Raw genomic sequence first — 15,859 nt, forward strand, 5'->3', positions numbered from 1 at the left:
ACGGGCGAATCGCAACAACTTCCGCTGACCCCACGCCCCGCCCATGACCTGCGTCATAGGCGGGGCGTCACTGTGCGTGGCCGTCGAGGTCTTTGGCCGGTGCGCGGTCGCGCGGCTACTGTCGGCCCGCCCCCAACACCGGGGGATCGTCAGCGTCCGCCAGCGGAAGGAGTGCGGCTTCTCGTGGGGTTCCATCGCCGCCTTGCACCGTCCGGGTTCGACCGGGGCGCCACTGCCGCGCTCTGCGTACTGTCGGCCGCCGTGGCCGCTCTCGGCGCCGCCGTTCCGTCGGCCGTGGCCGCGCCCGCCGACAGCACCCGGGCCGAGGTCGACCGGCTCTACGCGGAGGCCGAGAAGGCCACCGAGTCCTACAACCGGGCCGACGAGCGCGCCGACGCGCTGCGCGAGCAGGTGACCCGGGCCCAGGACCGGATCGCCCGGCAGCAGCAGCGCATCAACACCATGCGGGAGGCGCTCGGTTCGCTCGCGGGCGCCCAGTACCGGTCCGGGGGCATGGACCCCTCGCTCGCGCTGCTCTTCTCCGACGACCCGGACGACTATCTGGAGAAGGCCGCCGCGCTCGACCGGATCAACGTCCACCAGGCCGGTGAGCTGCGGGAACTCCAGGCGGCCATGCGGGAACTCGACCAGGAGCGCACGGAGGCCACCGGCCGGCTCACCGAGCTCGACCGCAGCCGCAGGGCGGTCGCCGAGCACAAGCGGACCGTCGAACGGAAACTGGCGAAGGCGCGGGCGCTGCTCAACTCGCTGCCCTCCGCCGACCGCGCCGCCTACGACCGGGCCTCCCGTTCCGAGCGCGCCGACCTGCCCGACCCGGGCAACGCCGCCGCGCCGAGCGCCCGCGCGGCAGCCGCCGTCGCCGCCGCCCGCGCGGCCCTGGGCAGCCCGTACATCTGGGGCTCCAACGGGCCCTCGGGCTTCGACTGTTCGGGCCTGATGCAGTGGTCGTACGCGAAGGCCGGGGTCTCCCTGCCGCGCACCTCGCAGGCCCAGCGGTACGCCGGACAGCAGGTCCCGCTCTCCCAGGCGCAACCCGGTGACCTGGTCACCTACCGGTCCGACGCCAGCCACGTCGGGATGTACGTGGGCAACGGCCAGGTGATCCACGCCCCGTATCCGGGCGCGCCGGTGCGGTACGACCCGGTGGGCATGATGCCGGTCTCGTCGGTCACCAGGGTCTGACGGGTCTGCACGGGCCTCCACGGGTCTGAACGTCCCCTTTTTCGCGTTTTCTCGTTTTCTCGGTTTCCTGACAATCGGCCCGTACGATCGTCGGCGTGGCTGGTCGAAGGCGTACGTGGGATGCCCGAGGTGGATGGCGGGTCCGGTTCGTGGCCCTCTGGTTGCTGGTCGGCTCGCTCGGCGGCCTCGTCGCGTGCGACAGCCGGTCGGAGACCGACACCGCGTCCGCCGACGTACAGCAGCTGCTCGACCGGCGGGCGGCGGCGGTCCTCGCCGGCGACGCACCGGCGTACGCGCGGACCGGTGCGCCGGCGGAGTTCACCCGGCTGCGCGCGCTCCCGCTGGCGGCCTGGTCGTACCGTCTGACCGCCCTGCACCCCACCGGGGACGGCGAGGCCACCGCCGACGTGCAGCTGAGCTACCGCGTCGAGGGCATCGACAAGGCACCCCTGAACACCGGCCGGACACTGAGCCTCACGGAACGGGCCGACGGCCACTGGTACGTCGACGCCGACCGGCCCGCCCGCGAGGCCGGCCAGCAGCTGTGGGACCAGGGGACGGTGACGGCCGTACGCGGCACCCACAGCCTCGTACTGGGGGTCGGCCAGTCGACGCGGACCCTGAGCCGGTACGCGGGCCTCGCCGACCGTGCCGTGCCGTTGGTGACCCAGGCGTGGGGCGGCGCGTGGACGAGGCGGATCGTGGTCCTCGTACCGAAGTCGCTGGACGGGATGGCGGCGCTGCTCGGGTCACCCGCCTCCTCGTACCGGGGGATAGCCGCCGTCACGACCGGGGAGACGGGCGGGTCGGTGCGGGCGCCCGCGGACCGGATCATCGTCAACCCCGACGCGTACAGCGTGCTCGGCGACTTCGGCAAGCAGGTCGTGCTCACCCACGAGACCACGCATGTGGCCACCCGTACCGCCACCTCGGCCGCCACGCCCCTGTGGCTCTCCGAGGGGTACGCGGACTGGGTCGGCTACCGGTCCACGGGCCGTACGCCGACTCAGGTGGCGCCCGAACTGGCGCGCGTCGTGGACTCGGGCGAGGTGCCGGACGCGCTTCCCGTGGACGCGGACTTCGGCTTCGACGGGGACGGGGCGAAGCTGGCCCGGGCGTACGAGAGCGGCTGGCTGGCGTGCCGGATGATCGCCGACCGGTGGGGCGAGACGCGGCTCGGCGAGTTCTACCGGGCCGTGGGGGCGCACGGGACGCGGGCGGGGGCCGTCGAAGGGGCGCTGGCTGACGTGCTGGGGACCACGCCGAAGGAGTTCACCGCGCTCTGGCGGGACTATGTCCGCGCTCAGCTCGGCTGAGTCTCCCTGGTGCGGGTGGCCTGGTCGGGCAGTGGCGGGAGCTGCGCCCGGGGCGGAGCCGTCGTACGCCACAGCTCACGGGCGGCCGTGAGGGAGGCGACGAGCAGGAGGCCGTTGCGGGTGAACAGGAGAGCCATGCCGTAGGCATCGCTGGCGACCACGTGTCCGAAGCCGACGGGGAACTCCAGGACCGTCAACAGACAGGCGACGACGACCAGGGCGCCGGGCAGGGTCATCCGGCTCGCGCGGAAGCAGAGGCAGACGGCGGCCAGGCCGACCAGCCACACCATGTACTGCGGGCTGATCACCCGGCTGGTCACCGTGAACAGCAGTACCGCCACGAAGGCCGCGTCGGCGAGGGTGTGCGGCAGGAAGCGGGTGGCGCGCAGCCGCCACAGCAGCAGCCAGCCGAAGGCGACGACGCTCAGCAGCAATGCCACCGTGCTCACGGTCTTCACATACGGGCCCAGGAATTCGATGGAGCCGTAGTTCAGTGCCACCCGGCCCTCCCAGCCGAACTGCCGGCCGACATGGAAGACGAGGGCGCCCAGCGACTCCACCTCGGTGCCCCGGTCGCCCTGGAAGGTCAGGAAGGCGAAGGCGCCGGGCATGGCCACCGCGAACAGCGCGGCCAGCGCGGCCACGGTGACGGCCGCCGAGGCCCACGCCCGCCGCCGTACGGCCCCGACGAGCAGCAGCGCCGGCCAGACCTTCAGCAGGGCCCCGAAGCCCGCCAGGGCGCCCATGAGACGCGGATGCCGGGCCCCGGCGAGCAGCGCGGCCACCGCCACGGCGGTCACCATCACGTCGTACCGGGCGTAGACGGTCGGGCCCAGCAGCGGGACGCCCACCACCCAGACCCAGGTGCCGCGCTGCGTCCCGCCGGGGCGTGCGCCCGCGTACCGGAGGAGGGCCAGGACGACCAGGTCGGCGAGGAAGGCCAGGACGAAGAAGGCCGTCGCGTAGTCCAGGAACGGCAGGGTGGCGGGGGAGAGGATCGCGAGGGCGGCGGCGGGCGGGTACTGCCAGGTGACGTCGGCGAGGGGGAAGGTGCCGTGGCTCAGTACCTCGTACCAGCCGTGGTAGATCACCGAGACGTCGCTCGTGACGTCCGGGCCGGGGAAGACGAGCACCTTGAACACGAAGAGCAGCAGGAGCAGCCGGGTCAGTCCCCAGGTGCCCAGCAGTGCCACGGGGAGCCGCCGCCGTCCTCTGCTCGCGATGTCCACCTGAACCCCTGTTCGTGCCTCTGCGCCGTCGTGCGTGCGGCCATGATCTCCCGAGCGGCTGTGCGAATGCCGCAAACCGGGCCGGACAGCTGTGAGGGTTCTGGAAGGGTGCGGGGAGGGGTTCGGTAGGGTCGTCGGCGATGCGAAAGACCCTGATCGTGACGAACGACTTTCCGCCCCGGCCGGGCGGCATCCAGGCCTTCCTGCACAACATGGCCCTGCGGCTCGATCCCGGCCGGCTCGTCGTCTACGCCTCCACCTGGAAGCGGGGCCCCGAGGGGGCCCGGGCCACGGCCGCCTTCGACGCCGAGCAGCCCTTCACCGTCGTGCGGGACCGGACGACGATGCTGCTGCCGACGCCCGCGGTCACCGCGCGGGCCGTCGGGCTGCTGCGTGAACACGGGTGCGCGTCGGTGTGGTTCGGGGCCGCGGCGCCGCTCGGGCTGATGGCTCCGGCCCTGCGGAAGGCGGGCGCCGAGCGGCTTGTGGCGACGACCCACGGTCATGAGGCGGGGTGGGCGCAGCTGCCGGCGGCGCGTCAACTGCTGCGCAGGATCGGCGAGTCGACGGACACCATCACCTACCTCGGCGAGTACACGCGGTCGCGGATCGCCGGCGCGCTGACTCCGGGAGCGGCCCGGCGGATGGTCCAGCTGCCGCCCGGGGTCGACGAGAAGACCTTCCACCCGGGGTCGGGGGGCGCCGCGGTCCGCGCCCGGCTCGGGCTCACCGACCGGCCTGTCATCGTGTGCGTCTCGCGGCTGGTCCCGCGCAAGGGGCAGGACACGCTGATCCTGGCGATGCCCCGCATCCTCGCGGCCCAGCCGGAAACGGTCCTGCTGATCGTCGGCGGCGGCCCCTACGCGCGGGAACTGCGCAAACTCGCCCACGAGACCGGTGTCGTCGACTCGGTCCGCTTCACCGGTCCGGTGCCCTGGTCCGAGCTGCCCGCCCACTACGGGGCCGGGGACGTCTTCGCGATGCCGTGCCGGACGCGCCGGGGCGGTCTGGACGTCGAGGGGCTCGGGATCGTGTACCTGGAGGCGTCCGCGACGGGACTGCCCGTGGTCGCCGGCGACTCGGGGGGCGCGCCGGACGCGGTCCTGGACGGCGAGACCGGCTGGGTGGTGCGCGGACGCTCCGTGGAGGAGACCGCCGACCGCATCACCGTCCTGCTCGGCGACGCCGAACTGCGCGCCCGGATGGGGGAGCGGGGGCGCGCCTGGGTCGAGGAGCGATGGCGCTGGGACCTGCTCGCGGAGGAGCTGAAGAAGCTGCTGTGACGCCGGGCGCCCGAAACGCCCGGACACATCCGACGACATAAAGGTACGCACCTACTAGGCGGAAGTCGAAATTCCGCCGATGCTGCGGTCATGACAGAAAAGCTGATACACCGTCAGTTGATGCAGCATCAGCTGACGAGACGTCAAATACTGGGCATGGCCGCCTTCCAGACGGCCGCCGCCCTCGGCTTCACCCGCGTCGGCCTCCAGTCCGCCCAGGCCGTCGAACCCGCCGCCGTCGAGTCCGCCCCCGCCATCGTCATCGGTTCCGGGTACGGCGGCGCGGTCGCCGCCCTCCGCCTCGGCCAGGCCGGCATCCGCACCCTCGTCCTCGAGATGGGCCGCCTCTGGAACACGGCGGGCCCCGACGGCAAGATCTTCTGTTCCACCGCCGCCCCCGACAAGCGCTCCATGTGGTTCAAGAACCGCACCGAGGCGCCGCTGGCCAGCTTCCTGTGGCTGGACGTCGTCAACAAGGACATCACCCCCTACCCCGGCGCCCTGGACCGTGTGCACTACGACGCCATGTCCGTGTTCCTCGGCCGCGGGGTCGGCGGCGGTTCGCTGGTCAACGGCAGCATGGCGGTCACCCCGCTCCAGTCGTACTTCGCCGAGCAGTTCCCCGGCGTCAACACCGCCGAGATGTACGGCACCTACTTCCCGCGGGCCCGCGCGATGCTCGGTGTCAACAGCGTGGACCCCGCCTGGTTCGAGTCCACGGAGTGGTACCGCTTCAGCCGGATCTCCCGCAAGCACGCCGAGAAGACGGGCCTGAAGACCACTTTCGTACCCAGCGTCTACGACTTCGACTACATGCAGCGCGAGGCGGCCGGCACGGCCACCAAGTCCGCGCTCGGCCAGGAGGTCATCTACGGCAACAACTACGGCAAGCGCAGCCTCGACAAGACGTACCTCGCCTCCGCGCTCGGCACCGGCAACGTCACCATCAACACCATGGAACGCGTCAGGGCGATCACCCGGGCCGCCGACGGGACGTACGTCCTGACCGCCGACCGGATCGACGAGACGGGCGCCGTCGTCCAGACCAAGCAGTACGGGTGCACCTATCTGTTCCTCGGCGGCGGCAGCGTCGGGACCACCGAACTCCTCGTGCGGGCCCGGGAGACGGGCACACTGCCCGCGCTCAACGCCGACGTGGGCACCGGGTGGGGGACCAACGGCAACGTGATGCTCGGACGCGCCAACCACCTGTGGGACACCGTCGGGGCCAACCAGTCGACGATGCCGGTCATGGGCATCGACGACTGGGCCAACACCGCCAACCCGGTCTTCGCCGAAATCGCCCCGCTGCCAACGGGGTTGGAGCACTGGGTGAGCCTCTATCTGGCGATCACCAAGAACCCGGAGCGGGCCTCGTTCACCTACGACGCGGCGACCGACTCGGCGCGGCTGCGGTGGAGCGCCGCCCAGAGCGCGGTGTCCGTCGCCATGGCCAAGAAGCTGTTCGACCGGATCAACTCGGCCAACTCCACCATGTACCGGTACGACCTGTTCGGCTCGGGCAACAAGATCTTCGCCGACGACTTCACCTACCACCCGCTGGGCGGCTGCGTGTTGGGCAAGGCGACCGACAACTACGGGCGGGTGAAGGGGTATTCGAAGCTGTACATCACCGACGGTTCGCTGGTGCCCGGGTCGATCGGGGTGAACCCGTTCGTGACGATCACCGCGCTCGCGGAACGGACGATGGCGCGGGTCCTCGCCGAGGACACCGCGCCATGACGGCCAAGGGGTTCAGCAGGGCCGACCGGGCCGGCTAAGCCAGCCGGGCCAACTGGGTTTACTAACCCTGGTAGATCGCCTCGATCTGGTCCGCGTAGTCCTTCGCCACCACATTGCGCTTGAGCTTCAGGGACGGCGTCAGGTGGCCCGACTCCTCGGAGAACTGGGAGGCCAGAATGCGGAACTTCCGCACCGATTCCGCCTTCGACACCGCGGCGTTGCCGTCGTCGACCGCGTCCTGGACCGCCGCGAGGAGATCCGGGTCATGGGCGAGCGACGCCGCGGTGGACCCGGCCGGCTTGCCGTGCTCGTCGGCCCAACGACCCAGGAACTCCTCGTCGATGGTGACGAGCGCGCCCACGAACGGCCGTCCGTCGCCCACCACCATGCACTCCGCGACCAGCGCGTGCGCGCGGATGCGGTCCTCGATCACGGCCGGGGCGACGTTCTTGCCGCCCGCGGTCACGATGATCTCCTTCTTACGGCCGGTGATGCTCAGGAAGCCGTCCTCGTCGAGGGTCCCGATGTCACCGGTGTGGAACCAGCCGTCCGCCAGCGCCTCCTCGGTGGCGCCGGGGTTGTTCCAGTACCCCTTGAACAGGTGCTCGCCGTGCAGCAGGACCTCGCCGTCGTCGGCGATGCGCACGACCGAGCCGGGCAGCGGCTGGCCCACCGAGCCGATCTTCTGCCGGTCCCAGGGGTTGAACGCGGTGGCGGCACAGGACTCGGTGAGCCCGTAGCCCTCGAGGACCGTGAAGCCGATGCCCCGGAAGAAGTGCCCGAGCCGCTCACCGAGCGGAGCGCCACCGGAGATGGCGTACTCGCCCTTGCCGCCGAGGACCGCGCGCAGCTTGCTGTAGACCAGCTTGTCGAACGTCCTGTGCTTGATCTTCAGGCCCAGGGACGGGCCCGACGGGGTGTCCAGCGCCCGGCTGTACGCGATCGCCGTGTCGGCGGCCTTGTCGAAGATCCTGCCCTTGCCGTCCGCCTGAGCCTTGGCCCGCGCCGAGTTGTAGACCTTCTCGAAGACGCGCGGCACACCGAGGATCAACGTCGGCCGGAACGAGGCCAGTTCGTCGGTGAGGTTCTTGATGTCCGGGACGGTGCCCAGCTTGATCGGCGCCATCATCGGCGCGATCTGCACCAGCCGCCCGAAGACATGCGCGAGGGGAAGGAAGAGAAGGACCGAGCACTCCCCGGTACGGAACAGGGGTCGAAGCCGCTCGACGACGTTCCCGCACTCGGCGAAGAAACTGCGGTGCGTCAGCACACAGCCCTTGGGCCGGCCGGTCGTACCGCTCGTGTACACGATGGTCGCCGGGTCGTCGGCCTTCGCGTGCGCGCCGCGCTCCTCGACGGTCGCGTCCGAGACGCCCTGACCGGCCCGCCCCAGTTCCTCCACCGCGCCGGCCTCGATCTGCCAGACGTGCTTCAGCTCGGGCAGTTGATCGCGCACCGACGCCACGGAGGCGGCGTGGCCGTCCAGTTCCACGATGATCGCGGTGGCCCCCGAGTCGCTGAGGATCCACTGCACCTGCTCGGGCGAACTGGTCTCGTACACGGGCACGGTCACCGCGCCGGCGCACCAGATCGCGAAGTCGAACAGCGTCCACTCGTACCGCGTACGGGACATCAGGGCGACCCGGTCGCCCGGTGCGATCCCGGCGGAGATGAGGCCCTTCGCGGCGGCGTTCACCTCGGCGAGGAACGTCGTGGCCGTCACGTCCTGCCACGCGCCGCCCACCTTGCGGGCGATGACGGCGACATCCGGATGCTGCGCGGCGTTTCGACGGACGATGTCGGTCAGATTTCCGTCGGCGGGGACCTCGTACAAGGCCGGAAGGCTGAACTCGCGCAAGACTGCTGCTCCTCATAGGGCGCCGGCGCCACGACGTTGTGCGATGCGACGGTGCGGTCCATGGCTCGGGCAAGTACTCGACGGATCCATGGTTGAAATCCTGAGTACGACTGGACTGCCCGGACGTTACCCGCCGGTATGGCTTCTATGACAGGGGGGTCGGGCGAGATGTTCGAGGCATCACACGGGATTGGTGTCTTTTACGCACAGTAGTGCACGGTTTTCTTGACCGGCCAGTAATCGTCGGCGACCCCCCTGTTCTGTTCACCCGTGCCCCACACGCCTACCCTTGATCGCCATGGCACCCACACCGCGGGGCAACCCACGTGCGAAGAGGACGCGTATCCATGTGGTCAGCGACGTGCACGGCAACGTGCGGGACCTGGCCGAAGCCGGTGCGGGCGCGGACGCCCTGATCTGTCTGGGCGACCTGGTCCTCTTCCTCGACTACGCAGACCACTCGCGCGGCATCTTCCCCGACCTCTTCGGCGCCGAGAACGCGAGCCGCCTCGTGGCGCTGCGCACGGCCCGCCGCTTCGAGGAGGCCCGCGAACTCGGCGCCCGCCTGTGGGCCGGGGTCGGGGCGGACCGGGCGACGGTGATCGAGAAGGCGGTGCGCAAGCAGTACGCCGAACTGTTCGCCGCGTTCCCCACCCCGACGTACGCCACCTACGGCAACGTCGACATGCCGACACTGTGGCCGGAGTACGCCGGACCGGGCACCCAGGTCCTCGACGGTGAGCGGGTCGAGATCGGCGGCCGGACCTTCGGCTTCGTCGGCGGCGGCCTGCGCACGCAGATGCGCACGCCGTACGAGATCAGCGACGAGGAGTACGCGGCCAAGATCGAGGCGGTCGGCGAGGTCGACGTGCTCTGCACGCACATCCCGCCGGAGGTACCGGAACTGGTGTACGACACGGTCGCGCGCCGCTTCGAACGCGGCAGCCGTGCGCTGCTGGACGCGATCCGGCGCACCCGCCCCCGGTACGCGCTGTTCGGCCATGTCCACCAGCCGCTGGCCCAGCGGATGCGCATCGGCGGCACGGAGTGCGTCAACGTCGGGCACTTCGCGGGGAGCGGAAAGCCATGGGCGCTCGAATGGTGACGCCGGTGGCGACCCGGGTCCGGGTGGCAACGCCCTGTCCCGCGCGGGGTAGCCTTCACGCTGCACATACGTGCGTACCAACCCTCCCTCACCGGACCGCATCTGGAGGAGCCACGGCGATGGCGGAATTCACCAGTTCGAGCATCACGATCGAGGCGGCACCGAACGAGGTGATGGCGGTGATCGCCGACTTCGCCCGTTACCCGGACTGGACCGGCGAGGTGAAGGAGGCGGAGGTCCTGAAGACCGACGCCCAGGGCCGCGCCGAGCAGGTCCGCCTGGTCATGGACGCCGGCGCGATCAAGGACGACCAGACCCTCGGCTACACCTGGACCGGCGAGCACGAGGTCTCCTGGACCCTGGTCAAGTCGCAGATGCTGCGGGCGCTGGACGGCTCGTACATCCTGAAGCCGGCCGGGGCCGGGGCGACCGAGGTCACCTACCAGCTGACGGTCGACGTCAAGATCCCGATGCTCGGCATGATCAAGCGCAAGGCGGAGAAGGTCATCATCGACCGGGCGCTGGCGGGCTTGAAGAAGCGCGTGGAGAACCCGAAGTAGCCGGTTCTGCGATTCAAGCGCCGGCCGGGATGTCCAGCCCGTCCGGCGTTTGAGGACGAGGCCCGTTCAGGGCCGTGGCGGGGGTCCGGGGGCTGCAGGCCCCAGGGACGGGACGGGTAGGGGCGGCGGGGGCGAGATACCGTTCACCCCCATGCGCACCATCCTCGTAACCGGCCCCGGCGGCTCGGGCCGCACCACCCTCGCCGCGGCCACCGCCCTGACCGCGGCGCGCGACGGCACCCCCACCCTCGTCCTCAGCACCGACCGCACCGACACCCTCGGGTCCGCCCTCGGCACCCCCACCGGATCCACCCCCGTCCCCGTCCCGGGCACCCCCCACCTCACGGCCTGGCGCCCCGACGCCGTCACCCGCTTCCGCGCCGACCTCACCGCCTTCCAGGACCGCGCCGCGAACGTGCTCGACTTCCTGGGCGCATCCCGGCTCGACCCCGAGGAGGTCACCCCGATCCCCGGCGCCGAGGAACTCGCCCTGCTGCGCGCCCTGCGCGACGCCGCGCTCTCGGAGGCGTACGAACTCCTCGTCGTGGACCTGCCCCCCACCCCGCAGGCCCTCGCCCTTCTCTCCCTCCCCGACGAACTGCGCCGCTATCTGCGCCGGCTCCTCCCGGCCGAGCGCCAGGCCGCCCGCGCCCTGCGTCCCGTACTCGGCCGCCTCGCCGGCGTACCGATGCCCTCGGAGTGGCTGTACGACGCCGCCGCCCGCTGGGACGTGGAACTGGCCGCCGTCACCGCGGTCGTCGAGGACCGGGACACCGTCGTACGACTGGTCGCCGAACCCGGCCCGGCCGGCGCCGACGCCGTACGCGCCGCCACCACCGGACTCGCCCTGCGCGGCCTGCGCGCCGACGTGCTGCTCGCCAACCGCGTCCTGCCGGAGCCCTCGACCGACCCCTGGCTCGCCTCCGTCACCGCCCAGCAGCGCAAGACGATCGACGCGTGGGCCGAGTCCGCCCAGGCCCCCGGGGCGTACGCCGTCCACCAGGTCCCGCACCTCGGACACGACCCGCGCGGCACCGACGACCTGGCCGCCCTGCGCGCACCCGCCGTCAACCGGACCCCCGCCCCCATCGAGTGGCCCGTCACCGACCAGCTGGCCGACGACGGTGTGCTCGTCTGGCACATCCCGCTGCCCGGCGCGATACGCGACGAACTCGACCTCGTCCGGCGCGGCGACGAACTCGTCCTCACCGTAGGCCCGTTCCGCCGTATCGTCCCGCTGCCCTCGGCGCTGCGCCGCTGCACGGTGGCCGGCGCCGCCCTGCGCGACGGCGAGCTGAGGATCCGTTTCACGCCGGACCCCGGCCTCTGGCCGCAGACACGATGAACCGTGTACGTCCATTCGGGTACCGTCGTAGAGACGAACCGTAGTCAGGAGCCCGCCATGAGCGAAGAGCGCCCCACGTCCGACGCCGCTCGGGGGGAGGCCGCCGGCGAGGCACCGTTCGAGACGCCCGCCACCGACTCCGACGCGTGGGCGAAGGCCTGCGCCGAGGACCTCGAGGCCGAGAAGGCGCGCCGCCGGGCCCGGTACGGGCCGCCGCCCGGCTCGGCCGCCGAGGAACTGCGCAAGCTCGTCGACGCCGTCTCGGACAAGCTGTCGTCCCTCCAGTCACCGCTGCTGGGCGCGGTCGCCCAGGGCACCGCCCAGCAGGTGGTGCGCCAGGTCGTCCAGCAGGCCAAGGCCGCCGTCGAGCCGGTGATCGAACGCAACCCGGACGTCTTCGACCACCTGGCGGCCGCGGGCAACGAACTGTTCGCCGCCTACCGCTCGGCCGTCGAGTCCCAGGAACGCCGCTGGACGAGCCGGGAGACCCAGCGGGAGAAGCAGGGCGGCGAGGACCGGGGCCACGGCCGGGACGAGGGAACCGGCTCCGGCTCCGGTGAGCGCATCGACCTGGACTGACAGTTCCCTCGATCACTGACAGCCCCCTCATTTCGGGCCCCGCCGGGCCCGCCCACCGTGCGGACGACGAGAACCCGGCCACAGGGCCTCGGGTACCGTTGTCCGTAGCGGGGCTCGACCGAAACTGAGGGATTCATGGGACTCACCATCGGCGTCGACATCGGCGGCACCAAGATCGCGGCCGGCGTGGTCGACGAGGAAGGCAACATCCTCTCGACCCACAAGGTGCCGACCCCGGGCACGCCCGAGGGCATCGTGGACGCCATCGCCGCCGCCGTCGAGGGCGCGCGGGCCGGGCACGAGATCGTCGGCGTCGGCATCGGCGCGGCCGGATACGTGAACCGTCAGCGTTCCACGGTCTACTTCGCGCCCAACATCGACTGGCGCGAGGAGCCGCTGAAGGACAAGGTCGAGGCCCGCGTGGGCCTGCCGGTCGTCGTCGAGAACGACGCGAACGCGGCGGCGTGGGGCGAGTACAAGTTCGGTGCCGGCAAGGGCCACCGCAACGTCATCTGCATCACCCTCGGCACCGGCCTCGGCGGCGGCATCATCATCGGCAACAAGCTGCGCCGCGGCCACTTCGGCGTGGCCGCCGAGTTCGGCCACATCCGCGTCGTCCCCGACGGCCTGCTGTGCGGCTGCGGTTCGCAGGGCTGCTGGGAGCAGTACGCGTCCGGCCGCGCCCTCGTCCGATACGCCAAGCAGCGCGCCAACGCGACCCCCGAGAACGCGGAGCTGCTCCTCTCGCTGGGCGACGGCACCCCCGAGGGCATCGAGGGCAAGCACATCTCGATGGCCGCGCGACAGGGCGACCCGGTCGCCGTCGACTCGTACCGCGAACTGGCCCGCTGGGCCGGCGCGGGCCTCGCCGACCTGGCCTCCCTCTTCGACCCGTCCGCCTTCATCGTCGGCGGCGGTCTCTCGGACGAGGGCGAACTGGTCCTGGACCCCATCCGCAAGTCCTACAAGCGCTGGCTGGTGGGCGGCAACTGGCGCCCGGTCGCCGACGTCATCGCCGCCCAACTGGGCAACAAGGCAGGCATGGTAGGCGCAGCAGACCTGGCAAGAGAACCCGACCCGATCATGTAAACCCACCCATGACTGTGGCCGCTCGCCGTTCCCTCGCAGGGACGGCGAGCGGTGTGCTTTTCAGGGGCACGGGGCGGGCTTTCAGGGGCGCGGGGAACTGCGCGAAAACCCCCCACCGACCGTCAGCCAACCACCAACCGCACCCCCCTCATAGGGGCGCGGGGAACTGCGCGACAAGCCCCCACCAACCGCCGGCCAACCAACAACCGCACCCCCACGGCGGGTTACCCCCACCCCCCTTACCTCACCTACGTATCTTGACCACCATGGCGACGAACCCCCCGCTACCAGAACCCCGCACAAACCCCGACGGTTCCGCCGTCATCCGAGTCCTCAGCTACAACATCCGCTCGATGCGCGACGACAACACCGCCCTCGCCCGAGTCATCACCGCCTGCGCCCCCGACCTGGTCCTCATCCAGGAAGCCCCCCGCTTCTTCCGCTGGCGCAAGAAACTCGCCCGCCTCGCAGCAGCCTCCGGCCAGGTACTCCTCTCCGGCGGCGCCACCGCCGCCGGCCCCGCCCTCCTGTGCTCCCTGCGCGCGACGGTCGAACGCACCGAGGACGTCCTCCTCCCCCTCACCCCCGGACAGCACCGCCGAGGCTTCGCGACAGCGGTCGTCCGCTTCGGGGACGCCCGCCTCGGCGTACTGAGCTCCCACCTGAGCCTGCACGAGGAGGAGCGGTACGAGCAGTCGGGCCTGCTCCTCGACCGCCTCGCCGCGCTCGGCGCACCGCACGCGGTCGCGGGCGGCGACCTCAACGAACGCCCGGACGGCCGCAGCTTCCGGCGCCTGGCCACCGGCCTCCAGGACTGCTGGACCACCGCTCCCTGGGGCACGGAGTACACGTCGACGCCCACCGACCCCCATCAGCGGATCGACGCGATCCTGGCCACGCCGGGCATCGAGGTGCTCGGGTGCGGGGTGCCGGTGGGCCTGCCCGGGGTGACGGAGACAGACCTGAGGGCGGCCACGGACCACCTTCCGGTCCTGGCCGCCCTCAGAGTGCCGGCTGCAGCGAACCCGTGATTACGGGGGGGGCCGTCAGACCACGGCCCCCCGCCCCGGGTCCTCCTCGTCGTCCTCGTCGCCCTTCATCCGCATCACCAGCGTCGCGAACCCGCCGAGGAACCCGCCGATGCCCAGGGTCGTCAGCCACCAGGTCATGTCCCAGCCCAGCAGCACGGCAAGAAGCAGCAGGACCGGACCGCCGAGCACCCCCAGCCAGGCGAACCGGGCGGTCGTGTCGGAGGCGGGCAGCGGAGGCGGCTCCGGGGGGACGAAGTGGCCCTCGTCGTCATCGTCGAAGTCGTCCTCCGACCCCTCCGGCATGCTGTAGTCGCGCGGACCGCCGACTCCGGGGGCGAAGGCGACGGAGCTGCCCAGCGGCTTCGCGGGCTGCCCGTCGCCCTTGGCCACCTTGTCGGCGTTGCCCTTGGGGTCGGGGTCCACGGAGTCGTCATTCGGTTCCGGTTCGAGCAGTGCCAGGTCCTCGACGGACTTGAACGGTTTCGCGCCGGGCGGGTCCGGCGGCTCGTCGCCGTACGCCTCGACGATCGCGGCCCACGCGGCCGCCTCGTCGAAGGGCACGCCCTTCTCCTCCGGCTCGCGGTCGGAGTCGTGCTCAGCCACCCGTGGCCGTCCCTTCCTGCTGCCCCACCTGGTCTGACTGCCGGCTCTGGTGCGGTACCTGCGCGTCACCGGCATCCAGTCCGACCGGGTCCTGGGAGTCCTTGGACTCCTCGGCCCCCTCACCGGCCGCGGGTGCGAGCCGGAGGACGAACGCGTGGCTCTCCTCGAAGATCCGGTCCGCATCATTGTCCAACGTCGCGACGTGGTAACTCTGTTCCAGCACGATCTCCGTGACGTCCGTGGAGGACACCCGGCTCAGCACCCGGGCCGAGTCGGCCGGCGGCACGACATGGTCGGCCCGGCTGTGCAGCAGCAGCATCGGCTGGGTGACCTGCGGCAACTCGCCGTCGACCAGACGGTAGAAGTTCCGCATCGAGTGCGCCGCGTGCAGCGGAACCCTGGGATAGCCGACCTCGGCGACACCCTCCTTCTTGATGTCGCTCACGATGCCGGGCACCGAGGGCACGAGATGACGCACCACCGGAAGGGCGTACGCGGCGAGACCGTGCACCTTGTTCGCCGGGTTGACGACCACGATGCCGCTGATCCGGTCGCCGTACCGCGCGGCGAGCCGCAGGGTCAGGGCGCCGCCCATCGACAGGCCGAAGACGAACACCCGGGCGCAGCGCTCGAGCAGGGCGCGCAGCTCGCGGTCCACCTCCGCGTACCAGTCCTGCCAGCCGGTGAGCTGCATGTCCTCCCAGCGCGTGCCGTGCCCGGGCAGCAGCGGCAGCGAAACGGTCAGTCCGCGCTCGGCGAGGTACTCCGCCCAGGGGCGCAACGACTGCGGGGAACCGGTGAAACCGTGACAGAGGAGGACTCCGACCTCCCCGCCCTCATGGCGGTACGGCTCGGCTCCAGGAAGGACCGGCACCATCGGTCTCCTGTTCATGGGGTGGGTTACTGGGGTGGGTG

Annotated in this window: 14 protein-coding genes; 10 read left to right on the forward strand and 4 right to left on the reverse strand. The window is 71.4% G+C overall.

The window, feature by feature from the left end:
• The first annotated feature begins 183 nt into the window (after nucleotides 1–183).
• Nucleotides 184–1,203 carry an NlpC/P60 family protein gene (locus ABZ855_RS33390; protein ID WP_360813275.1) on the forward strand — a complete coding sequence of 340 codons (1,020 nt, stop codon included), beginning with the start codon at nucleotides 184–186 and terminating at the stop codon, nucleotides 1,201–1,203.
• 95 nt (nucleotides 1,204–1,298) lie between these two features.
• Nucleotides 1,299–2,519 (forward strand): hypothetical protein, encoded by a 1,221-nt coding sequence (locus ABZ855_RS33395; protein ID WP_360813276.1) that lies wholly within the window; start codon nucleotides 1,299–1,301, stop codon nucleotides 2,517–2,519.
• Here ABZ855_RS33395 and ABZ855_RS33400 read toward each other — a convergent pair.
• Nucleotides 2,507–3,748 carry a glycosyltransferase 87 family protein gene (locus ABZ855_RS33400; protein WP_360813277.1) on the reverse strand — a complete coding sequence of 414 codons (1,242 nt, stop codon included), beginning with the start codon at nucleotides 3,746–3,748 and terminating at the stop codon, nucleotides 2,507–2,509. The two genes, ABZ855_RS33395 and ABZ855_RS33400, sit on opposite strands and share 13 nt — an antisense overlap.
• Nucleotides 3,749–3,888: 140 nt before the next feature.
• Between ABZ855_RS33400 and ABZ855_RS33405 the strand changes: the two genes are divergently transcribed.
• On the forward strand, nucleotides 3,889–5,031 hold the full coding sequence (locus tag ABZ855_RS33405; RefSeq protein ID WP_360813278.1) for a glycosyltransferase family 4 protein: 1,143 nt from the start codon (nucleotides 3,889–3,891) through the stop codon (nucleotides 5,029–5,031).
• A 156-nt stretch (nucleotides 5,032–5,187) separates the two neighbouring features.
• Nucleotides 5,188–6,774 (forward strand): GMC oxidoreductase, encoded by a 1,587-nt coding sequence (locus ABZ855_RS33410; RefSeq protein ID WP_360813355.1) that lies wholly within the window; start codon nucleotides 5,188–5,190, stop codon nucleotides 6,772–6,774.
• A 61-nt stretch (nucleotides 6,775–6,835) separates the two neighbouring features.
• Here the strand turns inward: ABZ855_RS33410 and ABZ855_RS33415 are convergent, their stop codons facing one another.
• Nucleotides 6,836–8,632, reverse strand: coding sequence for an AMP-binding protein (locus ABZ855_RS33415; protein ID WP_360813279.1), 1,797 nt, complete (start codon nucleotides 8,630–8,632; stop codon nucleotides 6,836–6,838).
• Between the two features lie 349 nt (nucleotides 8,633–8,981).
• On the opposite strand from ABZ855_RS33415, the gene ABZ855_RS33420 reads away from it, so the two are divergent.
• The 6 genes from ABZ855_RS33420 (at nucleotide 8,982) to ABZ855_RS33445 (ending at nucleotide 14,341) form a co-directional block, all read left to right on the forward strand.
• Nucleotides 8,982–9,737, forward strand: a complete 756-nt coding sequence (locus tag ABZ855_RS33420; RefSeq protein WP_319200570.1) for a metallophosphoesterase — start codon at nucleotides 8,982–8,984, stop codon at nucleotides 9,735–9,737.
• A 119-nt stretch (nucleotides 9,738–9,856) separates the two neighbouring features.
• Nucleotides 9,857–10,297, forward strand: a complete 441-nt coding sequence (locus ABZ855_RS33425) for an SRPBCC family protein (protein ID WP_319199478.1) — start codon at nucleotides 9,857–9,859, stop codon at nucleotides 10,295–10,297.
• A 151-nt stretch (nucleotides 10,298–10,448) separates the two neighbouring features.
• Entirely contained in the window at nucleotides 10,449–11,642 is a 1,194-nt protein-coding gene (locus ABZ855_RS33430) for an ArsA-related P-loop ATPase (RefSeq protein ID WP_360813280.1), read from the forward strand.
• A gap of 57 nt (nucleotides 11,643–11,699) precedes the next feature.
• The gene (locus ABZ855_RS33435; protein ID WP_360813281.1) at nucleotides 11,700–12,221 is read left to right on the forward strand and encodes a DUF5304 domain-containing protein; all 522 of its coding nucleotides are present in this window, start codon (nucleotides 11,700–11,702) and stop codon (nucleotides 12,219–12,221) included.
• Between the two features lie 135 nt (nucleotides 12,222–12,356).
• Nucleotides 12,357–13,310: an ROK family glucokinase gene (locus ABZ855_RS33440; RefSeq protein ID WP_319199481.1), complete on the forward strand. Its 954-nt coding sequence runs from the start codon at nucleotides 12,357–12,359 to the stop codon at nucleotides 13,308–13,310.
• A gap of 266 nt (nucleotides 13,311–13,576) precedes the next feature.
• Nucleotides 13,577–14,341 carry an endonuclease/exonuclease/phosphatase family protein gene (locus ABZ855_RS33445; RefSeq protein WP_360813282.1) on the forward strand — a complete coding sequence of 255 codons (765 nt, stop codon included), beginning with the start codon at nucleotides 13,577–13,579 and terminating at the stop codon, nucleotides 14,339–14,341.
• Between the two features lie 15 nt (nucleotides 14,342–14,356).
• Here ABZ855_RS33445 and ABZ855_RS33450 read toward each other — a convergent pair whose 3' ends face one another.
• Together ABZ855_RS33450 and ABZ855_RS33455 are read right to left on the reverse strand one after the other, a co-directional pair.
• A complete protein-coding gene (locus ABZ855_RS33450; RefSeq protein WP_360813283.1) occupies nucleotides 14,357–14,944 on the reverse strand; it encodes a hypothetical protein in 588 nt (195 codons plus the stop codon).
• Nucleotides 14,937–15,818 (reverse strand): alpha/beta fold hydrolase, encoded by an 882-nt coding sequence (locus ABZ855_RS33455; protein ID WP_360813356.1) that lies wholly within the window; start codon nucleotides 15,816–15,818, stop codon nucleotides 14,937–14,939. The genes ABZ855_RS33450 and ABZ855_RS33455 overlap by 8 nt, the downstream gene beginning before the upstream one ends.
• Between the last annotated feature and the right edge of the window lie 41 nt (nucleotides 15,819–15,859).

Source organism: Streptomyces sp. NPDC047042 (genome assembly GCF_040644035.1).
In the GTDB taxonomy this organism is placed as follows: domain Bacteria; phylum Actinomycetota; class Actinomycetes; order Streptomycetales; family Streptomycetaceae; genus Streptomyces.